Below are 19197 nucleotides of genomic sequence, written 5' to 3' on the forward strand. Positions count from 1 at the left end.
CTTTACAAGGTGGGTAACGTGTTTAAACTTGCACATAATGGCAAAATTTTGATGGATATCGCTCAAGCCGCACCTCCAAGTGAAGGCTTCATTCTCGATGCGTTAAAACAGTCCCCGTTTGCGCAATGCCAGATTGATCACGAAAGCATAAAAGCGTATTTCAAAGGTGATCAAACAGAAAAGATTTTAGCAGTCGCCATTAAGCATGACGCCACATTTAAAGTCGATATCTGTGAAGATAAAATGCAAGCAATAGGTACAATTACAGTTGCCTTTGGCGGTAAAGCCATTTCACTCGAAGAAGCTAAAAAAGCACTGATTGCCGCTGGTGTTACCCGTGGTTTCAAAAATGTCTATCTTGAGAATTTACTTAAGAAACAACACCTAGCTCAGCCTGGAGATGAAGTTTCAGAAATGCTTGCACAGGGAAGAATGCCAACCAACGGCGAGCCTGCGACGTTAAAACTTCATGTATGCACGTTAAAACAACGCTTAAAACAACCAAAACTTCTTGAAGATGGTAGTGTCGACATGCGCGACTTTGGCGCTTTAGCGAGTGTCGAAAAAGGCACATTATTAGCAACACAAATTCCCGCTACAAATGGCACTGATGGCTTTAACGTTTTAGGAGAAACCTTACCTGCTAAACCTGGTGATACTTTTCAATTAACAGCCGGAGAAGGCACCGAAATCTCGAGTAAAAACTCTTTACAACTGATTGCAACACTATCAGGCTGCCCGAGCGAAATTAATAATGGCTTGAGAGTGGACGATGTTTTTACGATTGATGAAGTCAGTGTTAAAAGTGGCCACATTGAATTTGATGGCAGTGTAATCGTTAGCAAAAGCGTTGCACCAAGTATGAAAATCATCGCCAAAGGTGACGTGACTATTTTAGGCAGCGTGGAATCGGCCGAAATACAAACTAAAGGTAACATAGAAGTTAAACAAGCTGTGATTGGCCACCTCGATCACCAACATAACGATAAAGGACTAACCTGTAAACTCATTGCAGAAGGGAATATTGAGATTTCTCACGGCCAATATGCTTATCTTGAAGCAAATAATATTACTGTACATAAACAAAGCAACCACTGTGACTTAAAAGCGTTTGATACCATTACCATTGGCGATGGTGACAAGCCAAATGGTAAGCTGATCGGTGGTGAAATCATTGATGCCCAGAGAGTCATTGCTGGAGAGATTGGTACGTCATCAGGTACTAAAATGCATATCTTCTTAGCACGCAGTGGAATGGCATTAACGGCCAAAACGGATGAATGTGTAAAAGAACTCTCTAACGTTGAAGAACAGTTAAACGCCCTTCAACAAGCCGTTGAAAAAGCAGATCATTTAAAAGACACTGACAAGAAGAAAACAATTATGCAAAAGATTTTAGCAACTCAGCAGCATTATTGTCAGCAAGCAGAGCTGTTAGAACAAAAACTTAGCGAGTTAGATCATCACTTACATGATTTACTCGGCAGCACACAGTTAACGGTTAATAAAGCCTTAAACAGTGACGTCGAGATACATATCTTCGATCGCGTTTATAAAACACAAAGACAATATCCTCCGTGTACAGCCAAGCTCATCGATAATGAAGTAAAGATTGAGTTTTAAACTAAATTTGTTTTTGTTAGTTGGTTCATAAAACTTATCTTCATAAATAAAGGCATACCAAACGACCCTTGTACACCAGAAGGTTACGGCTTTAGCCCGACAATCTTAAAAACATGTCGCCATAACTACGGCCAAATTAACTCAAAATAGACTCTTAAATATATTCTAAGCCCGCAGGCGCCGACTTTATGCCGCGCACAAAAAAGCGCAGGGTAAACCTGCGCCTACAAATCATCATGTCAACTCGCTAGCTAAATAAACCCGACGTAAAGTCGGTGCCACCAAACTTACAACACACCTTCAACTTGCTGCTTTAGTTCATCGCCCCACACTCCTACTTGCACCTGTGCAATATGCTGTTTTTGTAGCATCAGCATCACTAAGCGTGACTGCCCAATACCACCGCCTATGGTTTGCGGCATCTCTCCAGCCACCAGCTGCTGGTGCCAATCTTGCTCTAAACGAGCATCATCTGAAGTGATGGCTAACTGATGCTTTAACGACTCAGGGCAAACACGAATACCCATAGACGAAATTTCAAATGCATCTTCAAGTACTGGGTTCCAAACTAAGATATCGCCGTTTAAGCCCTGATATTTATCACATGTTGCTGTAGACCAATCATCATAGTCAGGTGCACGCACATCATGAATTTCTCCGTCGCCTAATGCACCGCCAATGCCAATTAAGAATACCGCACCATACTCTTGAGCAATAGCCTTTTCGCGCTGCTTAGCGGTAAAGTCAGGATACATTTGGCGTAGCTCTTCACTGTGCACAAAAGTAATTTTTTCTGGTAAGAATGGCGTTAAACCAAACTCGCTTGCCACCATTTGCTCAGTTGCTTTGATTGCAGAAAATAATGTTTCAACGGTAGATTTTAGTTTTGTTAGAGAACGCTCACTGTCAGCGCAAATGATTTTTTCCCAATCCCACTGGTCGACAAAGACAGAGTGAATCGGCGATAGCTTATCTTCATCAGGACGCAAGGCTTTCATGTGTGTGTATAGCCCCTCACCAACAACAAAGCCATGATCGCCTAAGGTTTTGCGTTTCCATTTAGCCAGTGAATGCACCACTTCAAAACTCGCTTCTGGTAATGTTTTTACCTTAACCGACACCGCTTTTTCAGTGCCGCTCAAGTTATCTTGAATGCCGTCGCCTACTTTCGCCAAAATAGGCGCTTGAACTTCTAACAAGCCAAGCTGGCTTTCTAGTTGCTCCGAGAAAAAACGTTTCACGGCACTGATCTGTTTTTGTGTTTCTAGATAACTTGTTTTCATATTTGGTTCCTCATTCCCAATATTCGATGACACGGAGTCTGCAACCCAGCTCGCTCTGTGCTGTTAAATCCATCGTCAACAAATTTGAATATAAAAACAAGATCCAACAAAAAAAATACCTTTACGCTATATTTTTCATTAAAAATTTAAGGTAAATTTTAATGATTCATAAATTATGAGCCTTTAAAAGCATGGAAAATTATCAGATCGATAATCTTGATAAATCGATTTTGCACGCATTAATGGATAATGCGCGTACACCTTATGCCGAATTAGCAAAACGATTTGCCGTGAGTTCGGGAACTATTCACGTTCGAGTTGAGAAGATGAAGCAAGCGGGGATCATACTTGGTACGCAAGTCACCATAGATCCAAAGCAACTTGGTTATGACGTTTGCTGTTTTATTGGCGTTAACCTAAAACATGCAGGTGACTACCCGAGCACCATTGAGCAGCTAAGAGGCTTTAACGAAGTGGTAGAAGCTTATTACACCACGGGCAACTACAGTATTTTTATTAAAGTTATGGCACGTTCAATCGATCACCTACAAGATGTTCTGATCAATAAAATACAAACCATAGAAGCCATTCAATCAACAGAAACACTGATTTCACTGCAAAACCCAATTTGCCGTGAGGTAATGCCCTAAGCGCGATAAACGCGTATAATCGGCACAATTTTTAGAATTAGAGTAGTAACCGTGGACAATAAACGTTTTCATCGCGTAAAGCAGGTTTTAGACAGACGCCAAACCGACTTAACGGTATGTTTAGATGAAGTGCATAAGCATCATAATTTATCCGCCATAGTGCGCACAGCTGACGCTGTAGGCTGCCACCATGTACATGCTGTATGGCCACAAGATCAGCGTCGCTTAACGAACAACACATCTGGCGGCAGTAAAAACTGGGTTGAGACCCATATGCATGATGATATTGATCAGGCAGTTGCTGCGATCCGCGAACAAAACCCTGGTATTCAATTATTGGCAACCAACCTCAGTGATGAAGCCGTTGATTTCCGCGAGATTGATTATACCAAGCCGACGGCTGTGATCGTGGGTCAAGAACGTCTAGGTATCTCAGACAAAGCACTTGCCCATGCCGATAAGCACATTGTTATTCCAATGGCTGGTATGGTGCAATCACTCAATGTATCGGTGGCTGCTGCACTGATTTTATATGAAGCACAAAGACAGCGTGAAGAAGCTGGCCTTTACGATCGCAACGATATGTTAGATGCTGAGGTTAAACACAAACTCTTGTTTGAAGGCTGCCATCCTATTATTGCGAATCGCTGTGTGGAGAAAGGCTTACCTTACCCTGCACTCGATGATGAAGGTGAAATTGTCGCAGATGAAGCGTTTTGGAACACGCTTAAGTTTAAACAAAAGTAGTCATATAAGAGTCAATAAGGAATAGTATGTCGAGCCCTAATTTAGCCAACTACCCGATCACTGAGCTCAAAGGTGTTGGGCCTAAAGTTGCCGAACGTTTAGCTAAATTAGGCATTGCCTCTGTGCAAGACATGCTATTTCATTTACCACTTCGCTACGAAGACCGCGCACGCACTTATACGATTAATGAGTTAATGCCGCATACTCATGTCAGTATTGAAGCTGAAATTGAGCACAGTGATATTACCTTCGGTAAACGTCGCATGTTGGTTTGTCACGTTAACGATGGGACCGGTAGACTTACACTGCGCTTCTTTAATTTTAATGCTGCGCAAAAGAATGCCATGTCACCCGGTAAAATTATCCGTTGTTTCGGAGAAGTAAGACGGGGACGTGCTGGGCTTGAAATGGCACACCCAGAATACAACATTCGCAGTTGCCCATCTGAGCCGCAAGATCCGAACCTCGCAACCCTAACCGCGGTTTACCCTACAACCGAAGGCTTAAAGCAGCTGAGCATTCGTAGTATTGCCAACAAAGCACTCGACTTGCTCGATAAATATGATTTAGAAGAATATTTACCGCAGCAATATCGGCCTAATCAACTGAGTTTAAAAGATGCGGTATTGCAACTTCATCGACCACCTCAAGATACCGACTTGAGTTTACTCGAATTAGGTGAGCACCCCGCGCAGCAGCGTTTAGCGTTTGAAGAACTGTTAGCGCAAAACCTCAGTTTATTGCAGTTGCGCCAGAAAGGTCAGGCAGTACAAGCGGTGTCTTTACCACCGACAAATAAACTCGAACCTGAATTTTTAGCTCAGCTACCGTTTAGTCCAACCAATGCGCAAAGTCGCGTCGTGGCAGAAATAAAACAAGACTTACAGCAGCCTTACCCTATGATGCGTTTAGTCCAAGGTGATGTGGGCTCTGGTAAAACCCTAGTCGCCGCGCTCAGTGCTTTGACTGCGATTGCAAAGGGTTACCAAGTGGCATTAATGGCTCCGACTGAGATTTTATCTGAACAGCATGGCATTAGTTTTAAGAACTGGTTTAGTAGCTTAGGTATAGAAACCGCTTGGTTAGGTGGCAAAACCAAAGGCAAAGAGCGTACACAAGTACTGGAAAGCATCGCTTCTGGTAAAGCCCAGATGGTGATCGGCACCCACGCGCTTTTCCAAGAACAAGTCGAATTTCATAATCTGGCATTGATCATCATAGATGAACAGCACCGCTTTGGTGTGCATCAACGTTTAGCGCTCAGAGAAAAGGGTAAATTTAATAGCTGCTACCCGCACCAATTAGTCATGACTGCCACGCCTATTCCGCGTACGTTAGCTATGACCGCTTATGCAGATTTAGAAACGTCTGTCATTGATGAACTGCCTCCGGGGCGCACGCCAATCACCACAGTTGCGGTGCCAGATACGCGTCGAGAACAAGTCATACAAAGGGTGAAGAGTGCCTGTATAGAAGATCAGCGGCAAGTCTATTGGGTGTGTACGCTTATCGATGAATCTGAAGTTTTACAATGCCAAGCCGCAGAAGACACTGCTGCGCAACTAAAAGAATTACTGCCAGAATTAAAAATAGCCCTGGTACATGGCCGAATGAAACCACAAGAAAAGCAAGAGATCATGGCGGCTTTTAAAGCTGGTAAATACCATGTATTAGTTGCGACAACTGTGATTGAAGTTGGGGTCGACGTCCCCAATGCCAGTTTAATCATTATCGAAAACCCTGAACGTTTGGGTTTAGCCCAACTCCACCAGCTAAGAGGCCGTGTTGGCCGAGGTGCCATCGCATCGCATTGCCTCTTACTATATCACGCGCCACTGTCTGTAACAGCACAAAAGCGTCTAGGTGTTCTCAGAGACAGTAATGATGGTTTTGTGATTGCAGAGCGGGATTTGGAGATTCGCGGCCCCGGCGAGGTACTTGGCACTAAACAAACCGGCTTAGCAGAGTTTAAAGTGGCCGATTTAAATCGTGATAAACACTTGTTACCACAAGTGCGTGCTCTAGCTTTTACTTTGATGCAGCAGCAGCCTGAGACGGTGAAGCCGCTGGTAGCCCGCTGGCTAGGTGGTAAATCAGAGTTAGCTATGGCCTGATGTCTAGCTTATAAAAAACGCAGGATAAACCAGCGCCTACATTTAAAGGAAGCACATTAATATCTACTTTCCGATAGAGTTTATGTAAGTGCTGACTTTTTGTCGCGTAATAAAGAACAAAATAAGCTCAGCCTTATAGCTCAGTAGATACGGTTAATAAAATTCAAGAACCGACTCATATCAATGCCTTTCTAAAAAACGCTGCCAATGCACTAATGAATTGATCACGCGCACGGGTGAAATGATCTTCTTTAATAACTGTGGAGACGGTTCTTTTTGTAGGTCGTTATCTTTTAAGCCCAACAAATAGTGAAATGCAGGTTTGTTTAAGTGTTGAATGGCTGAAATACGAATTTGCTGCTCGAAGTTCAAACGCAAGCTACTGACCGAGGTTTTATGACCTTGCTGGTCTATACTTGGAATATCACACTTTTGTAAATACCCTAAACGCTTACCTTCACCAGAAAACCAAATACGCACTTTTTCGCTGTAACGTCCTGTTTTAGCTGGCAGGTCAAACAGCAAACGCTGTTCGTTTTGGCTTTTTACAAACTCTAGGTAAGGTTCCAACCCTGCCTGCCAAAGTGCAGTATGGATAGGTACTACTCTAGATTGAATTTTCTGGTGTGTCGCAAATTTAAAACAATGCACGCCCTCAATTTTTACCACATCATCAAGCGTTAAATTGCCAATTTCATCGCTATAAGCACCGGTATAGTAAGCAATCAGAGGCAACCAGAAGTGCCAATGCTTTGGTTGCTCGCGCTTTTGCTTTTCATCACCGTAAATATATCCATGGAACAAAGTATGTAGTTCCATAGCTGAAAATGCGCGACGACCAAGGTGTACTTTCATAGACTTACGGTAACCTTATTTATAAATAAGAAACACTATAAGTTTAAAGGGATTATAAAAAAGATAAACCACCAATTTTAAATTTCTTTAATCTGAATAGGTGTTTACCTATGCACTTTTCTTAACAATTGCTTAGCTATGGCATACCCACCAGCAACTTCTAGTAAGAAGAATCAACAGGGTATAAAAACAAAAAAAGCCTGCTAAGCAGGCTTTGGAGATGTTGTTTGATATTCTAAATTTAGTTGCGGTTAAAGCTCTGCGCCTTCCGCTAAACCTTTATCTTCACCTTCTTCAGGTTCGATAGTTGCTTGAAGTAGAAGCATGTCTCTTAGCTTACCTTCAATCTCGTTAGCGATCTCAACATTCTCTTTTAAGAATTTAATTGAGTTAGACTTACCTTGACCAACTTTGCTGCCGTTGTAGCTGTACCATGCACCTGATTTTTCAACCAACTTGTGCTTCACACCTAGGTCAATTAACTCACCTTCTTTAGAGATACCTTGACCATACATGATGATAAATTCAGCTTGCTTGAATGGCGGTGCAACTTTGTTCTTTACAACTTTAACTCGAGTTTCGTTACCCACTACTTCATCGCCATCTTTCACTGAGCCAATGCGACGAATATCAATACGTACTGATGAGTAGAACTTAAGTGCATTACCACCCGTCGTTGTTTCTGGGTTACCGAACATTACACCAATTTTCATACGAATTTGGTTGATGAAGATACAAAGCGTATTTGAACGTTTGATATTTGCAGTTAGTTTACGCAAAGCTTGTGACATTAGACGCGCTTGAAGACCTACGTGTGCATCACCCATATCACCTTCAATTTCAGCTTTAGGTGTTAGTGCTGCTACCGAGTCAACAATCACCACATCAACTGCACCTGAACGAACTAGCATGTCACAGATTTCTAATGCTTGCTCACCCGTGTCAGGCTGAGAAACAAGTAGCTCGTCAACGTTAACACCCAGCTTTTCTGCATAAACTGGATCTAATGCATGCTCAGCATCAACGAATGCACATGTTTTGCCTTGCTTTTGCGCTTCTGCAATAACTTGAAGAGTAAGCGTAGTTTTACCTGATGATTCAGGACCATAAATCTCGACAATACGACCAGTTGGTAAACCGCCTATACCTAATGCGATATCAATACCTAGTGAGCCAGTAGAAATTGCTTCAATGTCTAACGCTTGGCTATCACCTAGTTTCATGATTGAACCTTTACCAAATTGGCGTTCAATTTGTGATAACGCGGCATCTAGTGCCTTTTGTTTATTGTCGTTCATTTGCTTCTCCAATCTTGCGTAATGCCAGTAAGTATACTGTATGAAATTACAGTATCAAGCATATTTTTATGAATTTAATAGCTCGATTGACTTTTCTAAAGAAAAAACAATAGCTTGCTCTCTAACCTCAGCTCGATTTCCGGTAAAAACACAATGATAAGTGTGCTGTTTTCCCGACAAAAATAGGCCAAACCATACAGTACCTACCGGTTTTTCATCACTGCCTCCTGTAGGTCCTGCCACTCCCGAAATTGCAATGGCAAGATCTGCATTGGCAGCTTCTGCAGCTCCAGCACACATTTCTAACACAGTTTGTTCACTCACAGCCCCATAGGTTTGTAGGGTACTCTCAGTGACACCTAGCAATGCTTGCTTCGCTTCATTACTGTAGGTTACAAAACAGCGGTCAATATATCGCGAACTTCCAGATGTATCGGTAAGCGCATAACTCACCCCTCCACCTGTACATGATTCAGCGGTAGTGATCGTCAGTCGTTTATCAGCTAAAATAGCGCCCAACTTTGACGCTAGAGTACTCACTTGTTGCTGTAGCTCCATCATTATCCTTTTAGGTCATTGCATGTCGATAGATTTATATTCAGAACATACTATAAAACAACAAACTCCCATGATGCAGCAATATCTGCGGATCAAAGCGGATCATCAAGACATTTTACTGTTTTATCGCATGGGTGACTTTTATGAATTGTTCTTTGATGATGCAATTCGTGCAGCACAACTACTCGATATTTCACAAACTCATCGCGGCAAAGCGGGCGGCGCCCCTATTCCAATGGCCGGTGTGCCTTATCATGCGGTAGAGAATTATCTTGCTCGCCTAGTGCAAATGGGGGAGTCAGTTGCTATTTGTGAGCAGGTTGGCAATCCTGCAACTAGCAAAGGACCGGTTGAGCGAAAGGTAGTACGTATTGTCACACCGGGTACGGTCAGTGACGAAGCTTTGTTACAAGAGCGTCAAGACAACTTACTTGCCAGCGTTTATCAAAATAAACAAGGCCGATACGGCGTCGCTTATCTTGATATTAACTCAGGCCGTTTTAACATTGTTGAACTAAACACCGATGAAGCATTGGTTTCGACGTTACAGCGCCTGCAGCCCGCAGAATTACTCTACCCGGAGTCATTCCAAAATCTATTTTTACTTGAGCAAGTCAAAGGCGGTCGTCGCCGCCCTGATTGGGAGTTTGATTTAGATACAGCTAAACATTTGCTTTGCCAGCAGTTCGGTACACAAGATCTAATCGGCTTTGGCGTTGAAAAAGCCCATACAGGCCTAATCGCAGCAGGCTGTGTGATGCAATATGTTAAAGATACACAACGCATTGCTTTGCCACATATTCGCGCCATTACCCTTGAGAAGAACGAACATGCGGTGATCTTAGATGCGGCAACGCGTAAAAACTTAGAGCTTACAGTCAACCTATCTGGTGGGATCGAAAACACCCTAGCACAAGTATTAGATAAAACCGCGACACCGATGGGCTCGCGCTTATTAAAGCGTCGTATTCATACACCAGTTCGTGATCGCAACGAATTAAATGCCCGACTAAATGCCATTGCCAGCTTGATCAACAGCCAAATTTGTATGGAGCTCTATGACAGCTTAAGACATATTGGCGATATTGAGCGTGTAGTGGCTCGTCTTGCGCTATGTACTGCCCGACCTCGCGACTTAACGCGTTTGCGCGGTGCCTTGCAAGCCCTTGCACCATTGCATGCTTTACTCGATGAAGCAGCCGATCCACGTGTAAAGCTGATCTGTGATCAATCTCCTATATTACCTAAGTTACAGTCACTCTTAGAGCAAGCGATTATTGATAATCCGCCCGTACTGATCCGTGATGGTGGCGTAATTGCTACTGGCTATAACGCTGAACTTGATGAGTGGCGAGCACTGAGTCAAGGTGCCACAGATATTCTTGAAAAATTAGAAGTGCGTGAACGTGAACGGACAGGAATAAGTACACTTAAGATTGGCTACAACAAGGTGCATGGCTTTTACATCGAAATCAGCCGTGCCAACTCTCACCTAGTACCACCTGAATATATTCGTCGCCAAACGCTTAAAAATAACGAGCGTTATATCATTCCTGAACTAAAAGAGCATGAAGACAAAGTATTAGGCAGTCAGAGCAAAGCCCTTGCACTTGAAAAACAATTATACGAGCAGTTATTCGAATATATTGCGCCTTACCTAGAACAACTGCAATTAATGTCTTCAGCACTCGCTGACTTAGACGTATTAAATACGTTAGCTGAACGCGCACAAACGCTCGACTACTGTAAACCAGAGTTAACGCTAGAAAGTGGCATCGACATCATTGATGGTCGTCACCCGGTTGTTGAGCATGTTAGTCAAGAGCCATTCATTGCCAACCCAGTGAAACTCAATGAGCAACGTAAAATGTTGATCATCACAGGTCCTAACATGGGTGGTAAATCGACCTATATGCGTCAAACTGCGCTTATCACTTTAATGGCACATATTGGCTCTTATGTACCTGCAAGTGAAGCACGCATCGGTCACATTGATCGTATCTTTACACGTATTGGCGCGAGTGATGATCTTGCTTCAGGTCGCTCAACCTTTATGGTTGAAATGACCGAGACCGCTACGATTCTAAACAATGCGACCGAGAATTCATTGGTATTAATGGATGAAATCGGCCGTGGTACCAGTACCTACGATGGTTTATCTTTGGCCTATGCAACCGCTGACTACCTAGCGAGTAAGCTCAATGCTAAAACCCTCTTTGCAACTCACTACTTTGAGCTAACGGAGCTAGCAGAACAACAGACTGGGCTTGTAAACGTGCATTTAGATGCGGTAGAGCACAACGATACTATTGCTTTTAAGCACACGGTCTTAGATGGAGCTGCGAGTAAAAGCTTTGGTTTGCAAGTTGCAGGGCTCGCTGGTGTGCCTAAACCCGTTTTAGCCATGGCAAAAGAGAAATTAAAACGCCTAGAGCAGCATGAAAGTGTGATTGACGAGCAAAAGCCAACCACTCAGTCACAAGGTCAATTACCATTAGAGCCTGTCATGCAAGAGTCAGAAGTTGAACTACAACTTGCACACATTGATCCTGATGATCTGACACCTCGCCAGGCACATGAGTTACTCTATAAATTAAAAGACTTACTCAATTAAGCGACGAATTAGTACCACAAAAAAACCACTTCAATTGAAGTGGTTTTTTATTTTTTAATAAAGCTTATTGTTGCTCGAAAAGGCTATCTATATTTAAGCCTTCATGCTGTAGAATATCTTTTAAGCGTCTAAGGGCTTCAACTTGAATTTGTCTTACACGCTCGCGTGTTAAACCAATTTCTCTGCCGACATCTTCTAGTGTTGAAGGTTCATACCCCAGTAAGCCAAAACGTCTTGCTAGCACTTCACGTTGCTTAGGGTTAAGCTCACCGAGCCAATCAACAATATGCATATTGATATCATTGCTTTGAACTTCATTTTCAGGACCATGCCCCTTTTCATCTGCAATAATATCTAGTAGCGCTTTATCATTTTCACCACCTATTGGTGTATCAACAGAGGTGATTTTTTCGTTCAGGCGAAGCATTTTTGTGACGTCTTCAACTGGACGATCAAGACATTCTGCAATTTCTTCTGCAGTTGGCTCATGGTCTAGCTTTTGTGTCAGTTCACGCGCTGTTCTTAAATAGACGTTAAGTTCTTTAACAACATGAATTGGCAGGCGGATAGTACGAGTTTGGTTCATGATCGCACGTTCGATGGTTTGCCTTATCCACCACGTTGCATAAGTTGAAAAGCGAAAGCCTCGTTCTGGGTCAAATTTTTCAACCGCTCTGATCAGGCCCAAATTGCCTTCTTCTATTAAATCAAGAAGCGCAAGGCCACGATTATTGTAGCGACGAGCGATTTTGACCACTAATCTCAAGTTACTTTCGATCATGCGTTTGCGCGAAGCCTCACAGCCCTTAAGTGCTCTACGCGCGAAATAAACTTCTTCTTCGGCACTTAATAGAGGGGAAAAACCAATTTCACCTAAATACAACTGGGTTGCATCTAAATTCTTAACGGTTTCTTCTTTTGCAAAAACATCATCTTCCGTTTCGACATCTTCCAAAAGTTCCATTTTTTCGTCATCTAGTACTGCTTCATCAACTTCAGCTTCTGCAGTGACTAGCTTCTTAGTCTCTTTCTTTGCTGTTTGAGCCATATCATCCTCCCAAGCGAGTGAGTGGTATTAATCCATCATACAGTCAGTCATAAAGCATTCAGGGTAAGTACTTCTTTGGATTTACCGCTTGGCCTTTAAAGCGAATCTCAAACCTCAAAGCCGTTTGCGTTGCATCCGTATTTCCCATTTCGGCAATTTTCTGCCCAGCTTTAACTTTTTGCTGCTCCCGAACAAGTAGTCGATCGTTGTGAGCATAGGCACTTAGGTAATCATCACTGTGTTTCAGGATGATTAAATTACCATACCCTCTCAACGCGCTTCCTGCGTATACGACTGTCCCTGCTGCTGCCGCACTTACTGATGTTCCTAATTTATTTTTGATCTGCAAGCCTTTATAACCTTGCTCTTTGTTAGAAAAGCGCTTGGTTATTTGCCCTTTGGTCGGCCATTGCCAATCAATTTTGCCATTCTTTTTCGATGCTGCTGTGTTTACTTTTTGAGTGGCTTGTTTTTGAACATACTCCCGTTGTTTTGGCTTCGCAAGATCTTTTTTTACCAAGTTGTTATTTTTTTGTTTCTTATCAATAGTCTCTGTTTTAACAACTTTGCGTGGAGTGCTTTTTTTATTACGCGTTTTAGGTTTAGCTAGTACTAACTTTTGACCTGGAAAAATTGTGTATGGTGGTTTGATATTATTTAGGGCCGCAATCGTACGCACGTCCCTATTGGCGGTAAAAGCAATGGCAAACAGCGTATCGCCTTTTTGCACCGTGTACCGATTGTTTCTGATGATGATTTTACGTGATGATAATGAATCAGCATAAGTCAACGAAGTGACGGGTGCAGGTGTGTGCGTTGATGAACACCCTGCAATAAACACAATTAGTAACAAAATAATGAACATGTTCACTGCTTGCATTCACTTACCCAGTAATGTTGACGATTAACTTATTAAAAATAACAAGATAAGAAGAGGTTAGGCAAGGTCATAACGAAATTTCTCCCGCTATTAACGGGACAAAGCGTACTGGTGCCATTTTATGTTCAATAAATTGCTTACCTTTTCGTACTACAAGCGTTAATACTTGTTCTTCTTCACCAATGGGAACCAATAAAGCGCCGTCGTCTTCGAGTTGTTCAAGTAAAGCTTGAGGTAGTGATTTTGCCGCTGCAGTGACAATAATCCCAGAAAACGGCCCTTTCGTTTGCCAACCTTGCCAACCATCACCGTGTTTCATGGAGACATTGTATAAATCAAGTTGATGTAAACGTCGCTTTGCTTGCCACTGCAGTGATTTAATTCGTTCAACGCTAAACACCTGCTCGAACACTTGTGCTAACACCGCGCTTTGATATCCAGAACCCGTACCTATTTCAAGCACTTTTCCTTTCACACCAACTTGTCGCAAAATCTCTGTCATCTTTGCAACAATAAATGGTTGAGAAATAGTTTGCCCATTACCTATGGGCAATGCCGTATTTTCATAGGCTTTGTGTTTTAACACATCATCGATAAAAAGGTGTCGCGGGGTATCTTTAATTACCTGTAGCACCTTCTTATCTTGTACTCCCGATGCTTTTAATTGCTCAGCTAAAGCCTCTGCACTGCGGGCATAGTTGCCAAGCACTTAGTTAGCTCCTTCCAGCCAAGAAGACATCGCATCGATACTCTCGTGCGCTGTCATATCAACCTTAAGTGGTGTCACTGCAGCATAGCCCTGATTTACAGCATAGAAGTCAGTGCCTTCGCCTGCATCACTTTCAGAGCCAAGTGAGCCATACCAAAAAACACTTCGCCCCCAAGGGTCAATTTGTTCAGTCATGGTGTCGGCTTTATGACGTGCGCCTAAACGCGTTACCTTAACCCCTTTTAACTCTGCTAAAGGAATATCTGGCACATTAATATTGATAATTTGATCTTTAGGAAGCGGATGGGAGCTTAATTGGTTGATTATTTTCATTGCCACTTCGGCTGCGGTTTCGTAATGCGCTTCTTGTTTTGAGCAAAGAGAAACAGCTATTGCTGGCAACCCTAAATGACGCCCTTCTGTGGCAGCTGCTACAGTACCTGAATAGAGTGTATCATCACCCAAATTAGCCCCATTGTTAATACCTGCCACAACTAGGTCAGGCTCTTCATCTAAAAGCTGGTTTACACCAAGATGAACGCAATCTGTCGGCGTGCCATTAACAGAGTAAAAACCATTTTCTAATTGTGTTGCACGCAATGGATTTAACAACGTCAAAGAGTTACTTGCGCCACTACAGTTTCTGTCTGGGGCAATAACGGTCACTTCGGCAATTTTGCTCAAGGCTTCATACAGTACAGAGATCCCTTTTGCGTGAACTCCATCGTCGTTACTGAGTAAAATCTTCATCGTTCTTCCTTATTTGTAAATGCGCTTTTATTCACATCAACGTAATTAACAAGCTCTCTAAGCACTGCTGTTGCAAATGTCCCTTTAGGTAGTGCAAAACGTAATTCAATACTGTCTAAAGACAAGGTTTTCACTTCTAGATCTATGGGGATCAATCTTAGAGCACGGCGCTCATTTTTTAATCCTAATTCGGCAAGGCCATGATGCCAAGCACTAAAGGCTTCAAGAAACTCTTTTTCTTGCGCAATTAACCCTTTTTCACCTTTACCGACCAGAGGCGCCGACAAGCAAATATCTCCAGAGGTTAACCTTGCGATGTTTTCATCGCTGATATCATCTTCAAAGAACGCATTAGAGCCGTCTAGCATAAAGATTTCTCTATGCCAGGTCTTAGCTAAGCCATGCTCTTTAACTCGCATACTCACAAGCTGATTGAAAATGTGCGAACGAGCAGCAGAAATAACAATACTACGTAACTTTCTATCGCGAATATGTTCACCCGCAAACATACGCTCAGCCATAGTAAGGTTATGACCATCATGACCAAAGCGTTGCTCGCCAAAGTAGTTTGGCACGCCCTGACGCACCGCATTAATGCGTGACAAAATATCTAACAGCTTATCAATGTTCCGTAAGGTGATCGTAAAGCGATTTCCAGAGTGACAACCTGTTCTAAGTTTTCGATTATGCCGCTTTTGCTGAGCAACAAAAATAAAGTCATCGTTTAGTTCGGTAAAATCAACATCTTTCTTGATAGGGACAGGTACACTAAACCACTGACTGCAAACACCATGGCGATCTTTCAGTCCCGCATAGCTAACATTTTTTACATGTGTTCCAGCTTGTTTTGCGACTTTTTTAGCGACATCTAACGTGTTTATCTGCTTCTTAATTATGTGTAAACAGACATGCTCACCTTCGCCGGTCAGTTCAATATCCAGCATTTCGTCTACAATGAAGTCTTCTGGCTGACTTTTAAAATCAGCGACAGCTTCAGGCTTGCCATACAGATAGTGCAATTCCATTATGCTTTAACCAATAACACAACTGCGTGGGCTGAAATGCCTTCTTTACGACCTTCGAAGCCCATTTTTTCTGTTGTTGTAGCTTTTACATTTACCTGTGTCAGTTCTGCCTGGCAATCAGCAGCTAGGTTGGCTCGCATGTTATCAATATGCGGTCTCATTTTTGGTGCTTGCGCAACAATAGTGACATCGCAGTTACCCAGCTTATAGCCTAGCGCTGTAACCTGTTCCATCACTTGTCTGAGTAAAATACGGCTGTCTATATTTTCAAACTCAGCAGACGTATCTGGAAAGTGTTTACCAATGTCGCCAAGTGCCATTGCACCGAGCAAAGCATCACATAGAGCATGAATAGCAACATCACCATCAGAATGCGCAATAAAGCCTTGCTCAAAAGGAATTTTCTCACCGCAGATCGTTAACGGACCTTCATCACCGAATTTATGCACATCAAAACCGTGACCAATTCTAATCATTTTCTTCTTCCTGTTCTTTTAATAAAAACGCGGCTAAGCGTAAATCTTCTGGTGTGGTAATTTTAATATTATCACTGCGCCCTTCAACGAGTAACACAGGCTTACCTTGCAGCTCCATGGCTGAAGCTTCATCCGTAATAAGTTTGGATTCTGATAAACAGGACTTCAGAGCCTCTTTTAGCGCCTGATAGGGAAATAACTGAGGTGTAAGTGCATGCCATAAATCAGCACGAGGTACGGTCTCTTCGCTATATTGCTGCCCGCGCTTAATCGTGTCTTTGACCTTAGCCGCAAGAATGCCACCTTCTTGCTTTTCAAAACAGCAAGCAATCAAGTTTTGAATATCTTGAATTTGCACTATTGGCCTTGCAGCATCATGTACTAAAACCCAATCAGGCTTCAGTGTCTCTAGTGCATTTAGTGCGTTTAAAACAGAGTCTGCTCGTTCTTTTCCACCTTCAGCAGTTTGCACTTTGGTCGAACTAAATTGCTGTGTGTTGAACAACTCATCTTCAGGGTTAATTGCTAGCATGATGGTATTGAGCTCACTCATAGAACTGAGCTTATTAACGGTGTGCTCTAAAATAGACTTATTATTTATTTTTAAATACTGCTTTGGGATCTCGGCTTGCATACGACTGCCAACACCTGCAGCTGGTACAACAGCAGCAATAATAGGAGAATTCTTCATGTTATTTATTCGGTAAGACTCTAATGAAGGTTTCATTTGGCTTGATCATACCAAGCTCATGTCTTGCTCTTTCTTCAACGCCTTCTAAACCAAGTTTAAGATCGTCAATATCTGCTTTTAACAGCTTATTTCGTTTAATTAATTTCTCATTCGCTACCTGATGCGTGTCTACAACACTTTTCAAGCGCGTATAATCTTGCATACCATTATGGCCAAACCAAAATTTATACTGAAGAAATAGCGCAAGGCTAAGGAGTAGAAACTGAAATATACGCAAAACTGCACTTCCCAATAACAAATTAATCAAACATTACGTTTTATAGAACGAACATTTTTCCAATTGATCATACTGGCTAATAGCATCTCGCGCAAACTAAGCCTTCTTGGTGGCACTGCTTTATTAAATTGCCATTGATGACCACAACAAGCTGCTGCCATGATCTGTTTGCTTGGCTTTAGCACTTGTAGATTAGGGTTTGATTGAGAAGCACCCGAGAAGAAAAACCATCCACTTAAGTTGCTGTGAAAACTATTTTTGTCAACTTGATCAATACAGTCTAAGGTCAAAGACTGATAACCCGTATGCTCTTTTAGCACAGGAATTACTAATCCTGTTTTAGCATGCTTTTTATAAAATGAAGCGTTTTGCTCGAGATCTTGAGAGGGCAGCTTTTTCTGAGGCGCAAGCCAACCACCATTTTGCGAATCCAACTCTAGTGGAACATCACCTTGCACTATATGCCGTGCAGCGCGTTCAACATAGAAGGGTAAACTGGCTAATGATTTACGTAGCTTCTGGTCATTATGAACAGCTACAAGCGCTGGAATTTCTCTGGCGTAGAAAACATTGACCAGCTCAGCAAACATTAACCGTTCTTTTTCATCGTTCCATAGATGAGCTTGTTGCACACTCTGCACTGCCATCCCCTTCTTAGGTTATTGCAGTTTTTATAGCATGTGCAACGTATTACTGCTAGCTCTTAGGTTTATTACCCAGTTTAACATCACCATTTTCTAAGAACTGTGCAACTGTATCGCGCTTTTTACCAAGCAACAAACAACCATCAGCAAGGAACATAAAGTTTTGCCAACAACGTTTGAAAACTTCAAACTGAGTTTCAATCACACAGTCTCTACTTAAACAAAAATAGACCGTAGTATTGTTTTCCCATTTTAAAAATTCATTTATGGCCTCTGGAAGTTCTTCTACACCCGCTTCCCAGTCTTTTTCCCAGTTCAAGTTTTCTTGCCATGAACTTGCTTGCCCTGCCCATTCACTTTCAGAGAAGAAGTCGGGATGATCTTTTTCACGACTAACCATAGTAGACCAAAGCACTGCTGAACGTGTCGGAGACATTAGTTTAATCTTTTCAAGATCAGTCGGGGCAATTTCCAAGTCTTGATGCCTAAACACCCAAGCCTTTTTGAACTCATTAAGGGGAATATAATTCATTATGACCTTTTAATTTTGCTCGCGGTTAGTGAGGTGCGATTATCACTATGTTTAAATGAAAAGTGAATGATAATTTTTTATTTAATTTTTTAAGATTGAAAACGAAAAAACCCCAACTCGAGAGAGTTGGGGTTAAGATTTGGTGCCTAGCGATGTTCTACTTTCACATGGGAAGCCCACACTATCATCGACGCTGTTTCGTTTCACTTCTGAGTTCGGCATGGAGTCAGGTGGGTCCAAAACGCTATTATCACTAAGCAAATTCTTTGAATTTGTTTGTATTATTATTTTTAAATTAGGCCCTGGCGATGTTCTACTTTCACATGGGAAGCCCACACTATCATCGACGCTGTTTCGTTTCACTTCTGAGTTCGGCATGGGTTCAGGTGGTTCCAAAACGCTATAGTCACCAGGAAATACTGG

The 19197-nt window shown here is 42.3% G+C and carries 19 protein-coding genes and 2 rRNA genes; 5 read left to right on the top strand and 16 right to left on the bottom strand.

Features of this window, described 5'->3' with window-relative positions; all coding sequences use genetic code 11:
- Window positions 1-18: 18 nt before the first annotated feature.
- Window positions 19-1623: a DUF342 domain-containing protein gene (locus ACGHEH_RS04995; RefSeq protein ID WP_390442334.1), complete on the top strand. Its 1605-nt coding sequence runs from the start codon at window positions 19-21 to the stop codon at window positions 1621-1623.
- Between the two features lie 287 nt (window positions 1624-1910).
- On the opposite strand, the gene asnA is transcribed toward ACGHEH_RS04995, so the two are convergent.
- Window positions 1911-2906, bottom strand: coding sequence for an aspartate--ammonia ligase (gene asnA, locus ACGHEH_RS05000; RefSeq protein ID WP_390442337.1), 996 nt, complete (start codon window positions 2904-2906; stop codon window positions 1911-1913).
- 191 nt (window positions 2907-3097) lie between these two features.
- Here asnA and asnC point away from each other — a divergent pair, with 191 nt between their 5' ends.
- From asnC to recG, 3 genes are read left to right on the top strand one after another with little or no spacing between them, the layout of a single operon-like run.
- Entirely contained in the window at window positions 3098-3556 is a 459-nt protein-coding gene (asnC, locus tag ACGHEH_RS05005) for a transcriptional regulator AsnC (protein WP_058031017.1), read from the top strand.
- Between the two features lie 51 nt (window positions 3557-3607).
- Window positions 3608-4303 carry a tRNA (guanosine(18)-2'-O)-methyltransferase TrmH gene (gene trmH / locus ACGHEH_RS05010; protein ID WP_058031018.1) on the top strand — a complete coding sequence of 232 codons (696 nt, stop codon included), beginning with the start codon at window positions 3608-3610 and terminating at the stop codon, window positions 4301-4303.
- Window positions 4304-4329: 26 nt separating this feature from the next.
- A complete protein-coding gene (recG, locus tag ACGHEH_RS05015; protein WP_390442341.1) occupies window positions 4330-6417 on the top strand; it encodes an ATP-dependent DNA helicase RecG in 2088 nt (695 codons plus the stop codon).
- Between the two features lie 180 nt (window positions 6418-6597).
- Here recG and ACGHEH_RS05020 read toward each other — a convergent pair whose 3' ends face one another.
- From ACGHEH_RS05020 to ACGHEH_RS05030, 3 genes are all read right to left on the bottom strand, one after another.
- Entirely contained in the window at window positions 6598-7272 is a 675-nt protein-coding gene (locus tag ACGHEH_RS05020; protein ID WP_390442345.1) for a hypothetical protein, read from the bottom strand.
- Window positions 7273-7523: 251 nt separating this feature from the next.
- On the bottom strand, window positions 7524-8570 hold the full coding sequence (recA, locus tag ACGHEH_RS05025; RefSeq protein WP_058031021.1) for a recombinase RecA: 1047 nt from the start codon (window positions 8568-8570) through the stop codon (window positions 7524-7526).
- Window positions 8571-8636: 66 nt separating this feature from the next.
- Window positions 8637-9128, bottom strand: a complete 492-nt coding sequence (locus ACGHEH_RS05030) for a CinA family protein (protein ID WP_390442427.1) — start codon at window positions 9126-9128, stop codon at window positions 8637-8639.
- Between the two features lie 22 nt (window positions 9129-9150).
- Here ACGHEH_RS05030 and mutS point away from each other — a divergent pair, with 22 nt between their 5' ends.
- Complete coding sequence (gene mutS / locus ACGHEH_RS05035) at window positions 9151-11742, top strand: DNA mismatch repair protein MutS (RefSeq protein WP_390442348.1); 2592 nt, start codon at window positions 9151-9153, stop codon at window positions 11740-11742.
- Between the two features lie 64 nt (window positions 11743-11806).
- On the opposite strand, the gene rpoS is transcribed toward mutS, so the two are convergent.
- The 12 genes from rpoS to rrf (ACGHEH_RS05095) all read right to left on the bottom strand — a co-directional run bounded on the left by rpoS (window position 11807) and on the right by rrf (ACGHEH_RS05095) (window position 19188).
- Window positions 11807-12790: an RNA polymerase sigma factor RpoS gene (gene rpoS / locus ACGHEH_RS05040; protein ID WP_390442351.1), complete on the bottom strand. Its 984-nt coding sequence runs from the start codon at window positions 12788-12790 to the stop codon at window positions 11807-11809.
- Between the two features lie 58 nt (window positions 12791-12848).
- Window positions 12849-13670 carry a peptidoglycan DD-metalloendopeptidase family protein gene (locus tag ACGHEH_RS05045; protein ID WP_390442354.1) on the bottom strand — a complete coding sequence of 274 codons (822 nt, stop codon included), beginning with the start codon at window positions 13668-13670 and terminating at the stop codon, window positions 12849-12851.
- 67 nt (window positions 13671-13737) lie between these two features.
- A complete protein-coding gene (locus tag ACGHEH_RS05050; protein WP_390442357.1) occupies window positions 13738-14379 on the bottom strand; it encodes a protein-L-isoaspartate(D-aspartate) O-methyltransferase in 642 nt (213 codons plus the stop codon).
- On the bottom strand, window positions 14380-15129 hold the full coding sequence (gene surE / locus ACGHEH_RS05055; RefSeq protein WP_390442360.1) for a 5'/3'-nucleotidase SurE: 750 nt from the start codon (window positions 15127-15129) through the stop codon (window positions 14380-14382). It abuts the gene before it with no gap.
- Window positions 15126-16157: a tRNA pseudouridine(13) synthase TruD gene (truD, locus tag ACGHEH_RS05060; RefSeq protein WP_390442430.1), complete on the bottom strand. Its 1032-nt coding sequence runs from the start codon at window positions 16155-16157 to the stop codon at window positions 15126-15128. Before truD ends, surE begins: the two co-directional genes overlap by 4 nt.
- Window positions 16154-16630 carry a 2-C-methyl-D-erythritol 2,4-cyclodiphosphate synthase gene (ispF, locus tag ACGHEH_RS05065; protein WP_390442361.1) on the bottom strand — a complete coding sequence of 159 codons (477 nt, stop codon included), beginning with the start codon at window positions 16628-16630 and terminating at the stop codon, window positions 16154-16156. Before ispF ends, truD begins: the two co-directional genes overlap by 4 nt.
- On the bottom strand, window positions 16623-17321 hold the full coding sequence (gene ispD / locus ACGHEH_RS05070; RefSeq protein ID WP_390442364.1) for a 2-C-methyl-D-erythritol 4-phosphate cytidylyltransferase: 699 nt from the start codon (window positions 17319-17321) through the stop codon (window positions 16623-16625). The genes ispF and ispD overlap by 8 nt, the downstream gene beginning before the upstream one ends.
- A 1-nt stretch (window position 17322) precedes the next feature.
- On the bottom strand, window positions 17323-17598 hold the full coding sequence (gene ftsB, locus ACGHEH_RS05075) for a cell division protein FtsB (RefSeq protein ID WP_130254541.1): 276 nt from the start codon (window positions 17596-17598) through the stop codon (window positions 17323-17325).
- A 26-nt stretch (window positions 17599-17624) separates the two neighbouring features.
- Window positions 17625-18245 carry a hypothetical protein gene (locus ACGHEH_RS05080; protein WP_390442366.1) on the bottom strand — a complete coding sequence of 207 codons (621 nt, stop codon included), beginning with the start codon at window positions 18243-18245 and terminating at the stop codon, window positions 17625-17627.
- Between the two features lie 49 nt (window positions 18246-18294).
- Entirely contained in the window at window positions 18295-18774 is a 480-nt protein-coding gene (locus ACGHEH_RS05085) for a DUF2947 family protein (RefSeq protein WP_390442368.1), read from the bottom strand.
- A gap of 144 nt (window positions 18775-18918) precedes the next feature.
- Window positions 18919-19032, bottom strand: a 5S ribosomal RNA gene (gene rrf, locus ACGHEH_RS05090).
- Between the two features lie 42 nt (window positions 19033-19074).
- Window positions 19075-19188 (bottom strand): 5S ribosomal RNA (gene rrf / locus ACGHEH_RS05095).
- Between the last annotated feature and the right edge of the window lie 9 nt (window positions 19189-19197).

Source organism: Pseudoalteromonas sp. MTN2-4 (assembly GCF_042848605.1).
Taxonomy (GTDB): Bacteria; Pseudomonadota; Gammaproteobacteria; order Enterobacterales; family Alteromonadaceae; genus Pseudoalteromonas.